This window comes from Geminicoccus sp. (assembly GCF_035556675.1).
Classification (GTDB): domain Bacteria; phylum Pseudomonadota; class Alphaproteobacteria; order Geminicoccales; family Geminicoccaceae; genus Geminicoccus.
Genome location: NZ_DATMFZ010000354.1, coordinates 1 through 8,962 on the forward strand (window position 1 = coordinate 1; position 8,962 = coordinate 8,962).

The window sequence follows — 8,962 nt, forward strand, 5'->3', positions numbered from 1 at the left end:
ATCCCCGGCTGCACGGTCGAGATCACCTGGGACCCGCCCTGGCATCCCTCGATGATGTCGGAAGAGGCGCAGCTCGAACTCGGCATGATCTACTGAGCCAGTAAGTTCAGACACTTCAGATCTGGCGAAACAACCGCCGCAGATGGAACGCTGCCCGGTCCGGCGACCAGTCTGGCCGGGCGGTGCCATAGCCGAGGAACTGCCAGTTCTCGGATGCCCGCTGGACATTCCGCTCGATGCGGACAGTCCGCAGATCAGCGCGTCCCATGGCCTGTAGGATTTCTCGCACCATCAGCCACTGCCCCCAGCAGTTGGGATGTACGCCGTCGGTATGAATGGGATCGAGACGGCTGTGTGCAAGGCAGTAGTTGCGCCATTCATCCATGCGGCGGTTCATGTCGATTAGGATGGTCCGGCCAAGTGGTTGCCCGCGCTTCCAATAGATGCTGCTAGCAGCCATGCGGATAGCGTCGTTCGTCGATAGGATCCGACCATCGAGGATCCGATAGCGCCGGTCATACTCCATGTTGGGGTACTGCCCTCGAAATGGACGATAGTCGAACATCGTCATGAGGATGCAGGTGGCGTTCACGCGGTTGATCACCGACTGCCGCCAGTTGCGAACCTTGTGGAAGTAGGCGACTGGGTCGGCGCCATGGTCACCCGCATCCTCGAATATGACATAGTCGCCAGTGCGGATCGTGCCGTTCTCGACCAATGCTCGGACCATCGATGGATCGGCACCACCCGCATAGCCAATGCCGAGCCGATTCTGACGATTCTCCACAGCCAAGTCGCGCATGCATGCTGCGATCGAATACCAACAGGAAAGCGGATGTCCCTGTACCGAACTGACGCCTTCCGGACCGTTGCCGTTTCTTGTCGGATCTACCTTCTCTCCGTCCCAGAATTCGCCCAAGGCCCAGCCGCGCATGATGCTGTCACCGAAGAGATGACAGACCTTGCCATAGCGACCTCTGTTCTGAATGATTTCGTGATAGTATGGCTCCATGCCGCCGGATTGAGCGAGCGAGATACTAGGAATTGAATGTTGCATTAGCACGGCCGACGCACCAATGACAAAAGAACGCCGGCTGATCTGCATGATTGCGCCCTAGCAATAGCGGATGCGCCAGATGCGCGATCCCCGATTTACTAGTGGCGGAAATTGGTTAATAATTAGTTAACTTCAGCAACATATCAGAAGCATCAGGCCGCGGCTCTTCCTGCAGTCCTTGGCCACGCCAGTCGCTCGGACGTTCCCGCCCGCCGTGGCATCGTCATCATCTGGGTGGGTGCATCCATGTGCGGAACATGTTGCCGTGGTGACGGCAGTCACACTGGCTGAAGGCACCTTGCTGCTACTGGTCTGTTTGTTGCTCGACGGGCATAGACGGACTTTCGGCCGTCGCTCACAAGTAGGCATAGGCGAGGTCGAGAATTCAGATGGCAGACATCATCCCACTGCGCAGCGCCCAGCCGGCGCGAGCCGTACCGGCCCAACCGATGGTCTTCGACCCTGCGGATGCCTGGCTGATGCCCCTGAATATGCTGCGCCTGGGCTTCGCCACCTGGGCGAGCCTCTGGCTGGCGCCGATGGGACTGCGGGTCGAGACGGTCGAGAAGACTCGCCCGTCGCGCTGACGAGGCGGCATCCGGCAGCATCGCCGCTGCTTGTCGGCAGGGCGGGCCGGGCCTATGCCTCCCGGCCATGGACGACCAATATTCCCTTCGCTTCCGCGGGCCACACCTCCTCGGCATCGAGGGGCTGGCGCCCTACGAGATCCAGGACCTGCTCGACCGGGCGGATGCCTGCGTCGACGTGAACCGCGGCCTCGCCGACCGCCGTGACCGGCTGGCCGGCCGCACGCTGCTCAACCTGTTCTTCGAGAACTCGACCCGCACCCGGACCTCGTTCGAGCTGGCCGGCAAGCGGCTGGGCGCCGACGTGGTCAACATGGAGGTCGCGACCTCCTCGGTGAAGAAGGGCGAGACCCTCATCGACACCGCGATGACACTGAACGCCATGCACCCGGACGTGCTGGTGGTGCGCCATGGCGAGAGCGGGGCCGTGGCCCTGCTCGCCCGGCACGTGCGCTGCTCGGTGGTCAATGCCGGCGACGGGCTGCACGAGCATCCGACCCAGGCACTGCTCGACGCGCTCACCATCCGCCGACGCAAGGGCCGGATCGAGGGGCTGACGGTCGCGATCTGCGGCGACGTGCTCCACTCCCGGGTCGCCCGCTCCAACATGCTGCTGCTGCTCGCGATGGGTGCCCGGGTCCGGCTGGTGGCGCCGCCCACCCTGCTCCCGGGCGGGATCGAGGCCTATGGCGCCGAGGTGACCACCGACATGATGCGCGGCCTGGAAGGGGCGGACATCGTGATGATGCTGCGCCTGCAGCTGGAGCGGATGCAGTCCGCCCATCTCCCTTCGATCCGCGAGTATTTCCGCCTCTACGGACTGACCCGCGACAAGCTCGCCAATGCCGCCCCGGACGCCCTGGTCCTCCATCCGGGGCCGATGAACCGCGGCGTGGAGATCGACGGGGTGGTGGCCGACGACATCGACCGCAGCGCCATCCTGGACCAGGTCGAGATGGGGGTGGCGGTGCGCATGGCCGTGCTGGAAGCGCTGGCGGGACCGGAGGCCAAGCGATGAGCCGCCTGCTGATCGCCAATGCCCGGCTGGTCGACCCGGCGGCCGGCACCGAGACTCCGGGCGCCCTGCTGGTCGAGCATGGCAAGATCGCCGCCCATGGCCCCACTCTCGGCCAGGACGGATCGATCGATGCCGAGCGGCTGGACGCGGGCGGGCTGGTGCTGGCACCGGGCCTGGTCGACCTGCGCGTGCAGCTGGGCGAGCCGGGTGCCGAGCACAAGGAAAGCTTTGCCAGCGGTGCGCTGGCCGCGGTGGCGGGCGGCGTCACCAGCTTCGCCTGCCTGCCCGGCACCCAGCCGCCGATCGACGACCCCTCCATGGTCGAGTTCGTGGCACGGCGCGCCCGGCGGGTGCGGCTCGCCAAGGTCTACCCCTATGCCGCCATCACCAAGGGTCTGAAGGGCCAGGAACTGGCCGAGTTCGGCCTGCTGCGCGAGGCGGGTGCGGTCGGCTTCACCGATGGCCATCTGGCCGTCGCCAGTGCCCGGATCATGCGCCGGGCACTCAGCTATGGCCGGCTGGTCGACGCCTTCCTGATGCAGCATCCGGAAGAGCCGGACCTGGCCCGGGGCGGCGTGGCCAACCCGGGGCCGATCGCCGCCCGGCTGGGCCTGGCCTCGATCCCGCGCGAGGCCGAGGTCATCCTGATCGAGCGCGACCTGCGCCTGGCCAAGGCTACCGGCGGGCGGATCCACTTCTCGCGGATCACCACGGCCGAGGCGGTGGAGGCGATCCGCCGGGCCAAGGCGGAGGGGGTGCGGGTCACCTGCGACTGCACCCCGCACCACCTGGCGCTGAACGAGCTGGAGGTCGAAGGCTACCGGACGTTCGCCAAGGTCTCGCCGCCGCTGCGGGCGGAGGCGGATCGGCGCGCGATCGAGGCGGCGGTGGTGGACGGCACGATCGACGCGATCGCCTCGGACCACCGCCCGCAGGACCAGGACAGCAAGCGCCTCCCGTTCGCCAGCGCCGAGTTCGGCGTGGTCGGCCTGGAGACGCTCCTGCCGATAGCACTGCGCCTGGTGGCGGACGGGCGGATGAGCCTGGCCGAGCTGTTCGTCCGCCTGTCCACCACGCCCGCGAGACTGCTCGGCATCGAGGCCGGCACGCTCGCGATAGGTGCCCCCGCCGACCTGATCCTGCTCGACCCGGACCGGCCCTGGAAGGTCGCCGAGCGCGACCTGCACAGCGCGTCCAAGAACACCGCGTTCGAGGGCCGGCTCATGATGGGCCGGGTCGAAACGACGCTGGTGGACGGCCGCGTCGTGTTCCGCCGGGGCGGGCCCATCTCCACCAGACTGGACTGAACGATGGAACCCGTCGCCGCCGCGTGGGGCTGGCCCCACCTCCTGGCCCTCGTGCTCGGCTATCTGGCGGGCTCGATCCCGTTCGGCCTGATCGTGACCCGGCTGGGCGGGGCCGGCGACATCCGCGCCATCGGGTCGGGCAATATCGGCGCCACCAACGTGCTGCGCACCGGGCGCAAGGGCCTGGCACTGGCCACCCTGTTGTTCGATGCCGCCAAGGGCGCTTTGCCGGTCGCAGCGGCCCTGCTCTGGTTCGATCGCGACCTCGCCATGCTGGTGGGGCTGGGCGCGGTGCTGGGCCACTGCTTCCCGGTCTGGCTGGGCTTCAAGGGCGGCAAGGGGGTGGCGACCGCCGCCGGGGTGGTCCTGGCGATCAGCCCAGTCACCCTGCTGGCAGCGCTCCTGGTCTTTTTGGCGGCGGTGACGCTCACCCGCTACGTCTCGCTGGGCTCGGTGCTGGCCTCCCTCACGGCGGCGCTGGTGGCCTTCGCCCTGGGCGATCCGCGAGCCGCCCTCCTGTTCGCGGTGATCGGCATCATCGTGATCGTGAAACACCACCAGAACATCGGCCGATTGGCGCGGGGCGAGGAAAACAAGCTGAGCTTCGCCAAGAAGCCATAAGGTCAGCTCAGGCGCAGGGCACGGTCCCGCCATCGATGGTGTATTCGGCGCCGTGGATCGCCGCGGCGCGGTCCGAGGCCAAAAAGGCGATGAGTTCGGCCACCTCCTCGGGCTGGGCCGGGCGACCGAGCGGGATGCTGCCCAGCGCATCCAGGATGCGCTGGCGCGCCGCCGCCGCGTCGATGCCGGCACTCGTGGCGATCCGCTCGACCAGCGCCTCCGCGGCGTCCGTGTAGATCCAGCCGGGTGCCACCGCGTTCACCCGGATCCCCCTGGGGTCGCGCAGGCCCCACGCGCCATGCGCCCGACCCTGCTGGGTGCCGCCGCCGACGAGCCTGCTGCGCCTGCGGTCCCGCTGCCGGCGGCCTGACCGGTCAGCGCCGCCGCGCCACCAAGTGGAACAGGTGCCAGTGCTTCGGCCGGCCGCGCGGCGTCACCGTGTCGGTCTCCTCCTCGTCCAGCCGCTCCACGGTGAACGGCGCCAGCAGCGCCTCCACCTCGGCCGGCGTGTGGATGGTGATGCCCGGTCGACCGGCGAAACCGTCGTGCGGGCCCAGCAGCTGGCAGGCCAGCCGGCCGCCTGGTGCCAGCCGGTCATGGATCCGGGTGAACAGATCGGCGAAGCGCTCCGGCGGGCAGAACGGCAGGGCGAAGGAGGACACGGTGAGATCGACCTCCGCCCAGCCCGCGTCCTCGAACCGTGCGACGGTCGTGGTCAGCCTCGGCAGGTCGCCCGGCGGGCAGGCGGTGCGGAGGCGATCGATCGCGACCTGCTCGCGATCGATCGCATGGACGGTGTGGCCCATGGCCAGGAGCGGCAACGCATCCCGGCCGATGCCGCAGCCGAGGTCCACCACCCGCAGGGGCGTGGTCCGGGCCTCCCGTGCGAACGCGGCCAGGGCATGGGCCACGGTGGGGCGGAGCGGCCCCTGCCCGGCCCGGTCCCAGTAGCCCAGCAGTTTTTCTCGCCAAGGTTGCACAGCGCCCATCTCTTAATGCATTAGTGGCAAGAGACCCCTTTGGAACCCGGATGATCCAGGCGCCGGACGATACCGCGGAAGCCCTGGCCCGGCTGCGCCTGTGCCGCAGCGACGGGATCGGCCCCCGCGCGTTCGGCCGGCTCCTGTTCCGCCTGGGCAGCGCCAGGAACGTGCTGGAGCGCTGGCACGAGCTGCCGCGCGAGGCGACGGCCAGTGTGCGCTTGGCCGATCCTGCGGCGGTCGAGCGCGAATGGGCCGCCACCGAGCGGCATGGCGCCCGCCTCCTGTTCCTGGGCGAGCCGGCTTTTCCCGCAGCACTCGCCACGATCCACGACCCACCGCCAGTGCTGACGGTCCTGGGCGACACGGCCCTCCTGGACATGCCGGCGGTGGCGATCGTCGGCTCGCGCCATGCCAGCGGCAACGGCCGCACGCTGACCCGCACGATCGCGCACGAGCTGGCGGCCGGAGGCTACACGGTCGTGTCCGGCCTGGCGCGTGGCATCGACACCGCGGCGCATGAAGGGGCTGTGACGGCACCGGGCCGCACGATCGCGGTGATCGCGACCGGCATCGATCAGGTCTATCCCGAGCAGAACGCCGAACTCGCGGCACGGATCGCGGCCTGTGGCCTGCTGGTGACCGAGCGGCCGTTCGGCGCGGAGCCGCGGGCGGCCGCATTTCCGGCACGCAACCGGATCATCGCCGGGCTGTCGCTGGGCGTGCTGGTGGTCGAGGCTGCCATCCGCTCGGGCTCGCTGGTCACGGCCAGGCTGGCGCTGGAGCAGGGCCGCGAGGTCATGGCGGTGCCGGGCTCGCCGCTGGACGAGCGGCATCGCGGCACCAACCAGCTCATCAAGGACGGGGCGGTGCTGATCGAGGACGCGGCCGACGTGCGCGCCGTGATCGACCCGCTGATCATGCGCCGCGAGCGGATCGCACCGCCGCCGCGACGACCGGAGCGTGCGCAGCCACCGCCTCCGAACCTGCCGGGCGACCTGCCGGGCAGCGCTGCGGCGGCACCGGGCGGCCTCGTGGCGCAGGTGCTGGCCTGTCTGGGTGCCGAACCCCTCGCGGTTGACGATCTCGTACGCCAGTGCCAAGCAACGACGGCCCAGATCCATGAGACCCTGCTCGAGCTGGAGCTCGAAGGTCGCCTGGAGCGGCATGGTGGCAACCGTGTCTCCCTGCTGTTCGCCCGAGCCTTGTGACCCGCAGGCTCTTGCAACTCGGAAGACAGGGCCCACCTTCCCGACCCGATCCCCGTCGCCGCCGACCTGTCGCGGTGGGCACCCCGAGAAAAGCCGCTGATGAACGTCGTCGTCGTCGAATCCCCGACCAAGGCCAAGACGATCAACAAGTATCTGGGCGACGGGTTCACCGTCCTGCCCAGCTATGGTCATGTCCGCGATCTGCCCGAGAAGGACGGCTCCGTCCTTCCCGACGACGATTTCCGCATGATCTATGAGGTCCAGGAAGACAAGAAGAAGCGGATCGACGAGATCGCGCGGGCCGTCCGTGGCGCCGACCGCCTGGTGCTGGCGACCGACCCGGACCGCGAGGGCGAGGCGATCTCCTGGCACCTGCTCTCGGCACTGCAGGACAAGAAGGCGATCAAGAAGGGCCTGCAGGTGGAGCGGGTCCTGTTCTACGAGGTGACCAAGCCCGCCGTGCTGGAGGCGATGCAGCAGCCGCGCCAGCTCGACCACCACCTGATCGACGCCTATCAGGCGCGCCGGGCGCTCGACTATCTGGTGGGCTTCACCCTCTCTCCGGTGCTGTGGCGCAAGCTGCAGGGCGCCCGCTCGGCCGGACGGGTGCAGTCGGTGGCCCTGCGCCTGATCTGCGAGCGCGAGGCCGAGATCGAGGCGTTCGTCGCCCGCGAGTACTGGACGATCGCGGTCGCCTGCCGGACCGAGCGCGGCGACGGGTTCACCGCGCGGCTGGCCAAGCTGAACGGCAAGAAGCTCGACCGGTTCGACCTGCCGGACGAGGCCGCGGCCATGACGGCCGTGCGTGCCATCGAGGCGGCGAGCTTCAAGGTGGGCTCGGTCGAGAAGAAGCAGGTCAGCCGCAACCCGGCACCGCCGTTCTCGACCTCGACGCTCCAGCAGGAGGCCTCGCGCAAGCTGGGCTTCTCGGCGGACCGCACCATGCGCACCGCCCAGCGCCTGTTCGAGGGCGTCAACCTGAACGGCGAGCAGGTGGGTCTCATCACCTACATGCGCACCGACAGCGTGGCCCTGTCCAACGACGCGATCGGCCAGTGCCGCCGCTGGATCGGCAGCCGCTTCTCCGAGCGGCACCTGCCGGACAAGCCCCGGGTGTTCAAGACCAAGACCAAGAACGCCCAGGAGGCCCACGAGGCGATCCGGCCGACCGACGTGTTCCGCACGCCCAAGGAGGTTGGGCAGTTCCTCGACGACGACCAGCGCCGGCTCTACGAGCTGATCTGGAAGCGCACGGTCGCCTCGCAGATGGCAGCCGCCCTGCTCGACCGGGTGATCGCTGAGATCGATGCCACCGACGGCTCGGTGGGCCTGCGCGCCACCGGCCAGACCGTGACCTTCCCGGGCTTTTTGGAGCTCTACCAGGAAGGCCGTGACGATCCCGCCGCGGACGACGAGGACGACGAGAGCCGGCTCCTGCCGCCGATGATGGTGGGCGAGCCGGTGACGCGCGAGGGAGTCACCCCCAGCCAGCACTTCACCGAGCCGCCGCCCCGCTTCACCGAGGCCAGCCTGGTCAAGCGCATGGAGGAGCTGGGCATCGGCCGACCCTCCACCTATGCCTCGATCCTCTCGGTGCTCCAGGCCCGGCAATATGTGCGGCTCGAGCAGAAGCGCTTCGTGCCGGAATCGCGCGGCCGGATCGTGGTGGCCTTCCTCACCTCGTTCTTCGACCAGTATGTCCAGCCGGACTTCACCGCCAAGCTGGAGGACCAGCTCGACGACGTGGCATCCGGCGAGGTCGACTGGCGGGCGGTGCTGCGCGCCTTCTGGGACCCGTTCAAGGCCCGGATCGAGGACGTCAAGGAGCGCCGGGTCGCCGAGGTGATCGACGCGCTCAACGACGCGCTGGCGAGCCGGCTGTTCCCGCCGCGCGAGGACGGCTCCGACCCGCGGATCTGCCCGACCTGCGGCACCGGTCAGCTCTCGCTCAAGATCGGCAAGTTCGGCGCGTTCGTCGGCTGCTCGAACTATCCGGAATGCCGCTACACGCGGCAGCTCGACGTGCCGAACGGCGATGCGGACGCGGCGGAGAGCAAGGACCGTCTGCTCGGCAGCGACCCGGACAATGCCGAGGAGGTGTGGCTGAAGGTCGGCCGGTTCGGCCCCTATGTGCAGCGGGGCTCCGGCGAGACGGCCAAGCGCTCGTCCCTGCCGCCCAAC

At 68.9% G+C, this 8,962-nt stretch carries 8 protein-coding genes and 1 pseudogene; 6 read left to right on the plus strand and 3 right to left on the minus strand.

The genetic code is table 11. The features are described 5' to 3' along the window. Positions 1–115: 115 nt before the first annotated feature. Complete coding sequence (locus VNS22_RS24875; RefSeq protein ID WP_325737323.1) at positions 116–1,105, minus strand: hypothetical protein; 990 nt, start codon at positions 1,103–1,105, stop codon at positions 116–118. Positions 1,106–1,446: 341 nt separating this feature from the next. On the opposite strand from VNS22_RS24875, the gene VNS22_RS24880 reads away from it, so the two are divergent. The 4 genes from VNS22_RS24880 to plsY all read left to right on the plus strand — a co-directional run bounded on the left by VNS22_RS24880 (position 1,447) and on the right by plsY (position 4,590). Beyond that, complete coding sequence (locus VNS22_RS24880) at positions 1,447–1,644, plus strand: hypothetical protein (RefSeq protein ID WP_325737325.1); 198 nt, start codon at positions 1,447–1,449, stop codon at positions 1,642–1,644. A gap of 67 nt (positions 1,645–1,711) precedes the next feature. Continuing rightward, the gene (locus VNS22_RS24885) at positions 1,712–2,662 is read left to right on the plus strand and encodes an aspartate carbamoyltransferase catalytic subunit (RefSeq protein ID WP_325737327.1); all 951 of its coding nucleotides are present in this window, start codon (positions 1,712–1,714) and stop codon (positions 2,660–2,662) included. Beyond that, a complete protein-coding gene (locus tag VNS22_RS24890; RefSeq protein ID WP_325737329.1) occupies positions 2,659–3,969 on the plus strand; it encodes a dihydroorotase in 1,311 nt (436 codons plus the stop codon). Before VNS22_RS24885 ends, VNS22_RS24890 begins: the two co-directional genes overlap by 4 nt. 3 nt (positions 3,970–3,972) lie before the next feature. Continuing rightward, positions 3,973–4,590: a glycerol-3-phosphate 1-O-acyltransferase PlsY gene (gene plsY / locus VNS22_RS24895; RefSeq protein WP_325737331.1), complete on the plus strand. Its 618-nt coding sequence runs from the start codon at positions 3,973–3,975 to the stop codon at positions 4,588–4,590. Positions 4,591–4,597: 7 nt separating this feature from the next. Here plsY and VNS22_RS24900 read toward each other — a convergent pair. Continuing rightward, a pseudogene (locus VNS22_RS24900) lies at positions 4,598–4,867 on the minus strand (SDR family oxidoreductase); the annotation flags it as partial. Between the two features lie 97 nt (positions 4,868–4,964). After that, positions 4,965–5,579: a class I SAM-dependent methyltransferase gene (locus VNS22_RS24905; protein ID WP_325737335.1), complete on the minus strand. Its 615-nt coding sequence runs from the start codon at positions 5,577–5,579 to the stop codon at positions 4,965–4,967. Positions 5,580–5,620: 41 nt separating this feature from the next. On the opposite strand from VNS22_RS24905, the gene dprA reads away from it, so the two are divergent. Together dprA and topA are read left to right on the plus strand one after the other, a co-directional pair. Next, a complete protein-coding gene (dprA, locus tag VNS22_RS24910; RefSeq protein ID WP_325737337.1) occupies positions 5,621–6,781 on the plus strand; it encodes a DNA-processing protein DprA in 1,161 nt (386 codons plus the stop codon). Between the two features lie 99 nt (positions 6,782–6,880). After that, positions 6,881–8,962, plus strand: a 2,082-nt coding sequence (gene topA, locus VNS22_RS24915; protein ID WP_325737339.1) for a type I DNA topoisomerase, incomplete at its 3' end; no start/stop codon positions are given.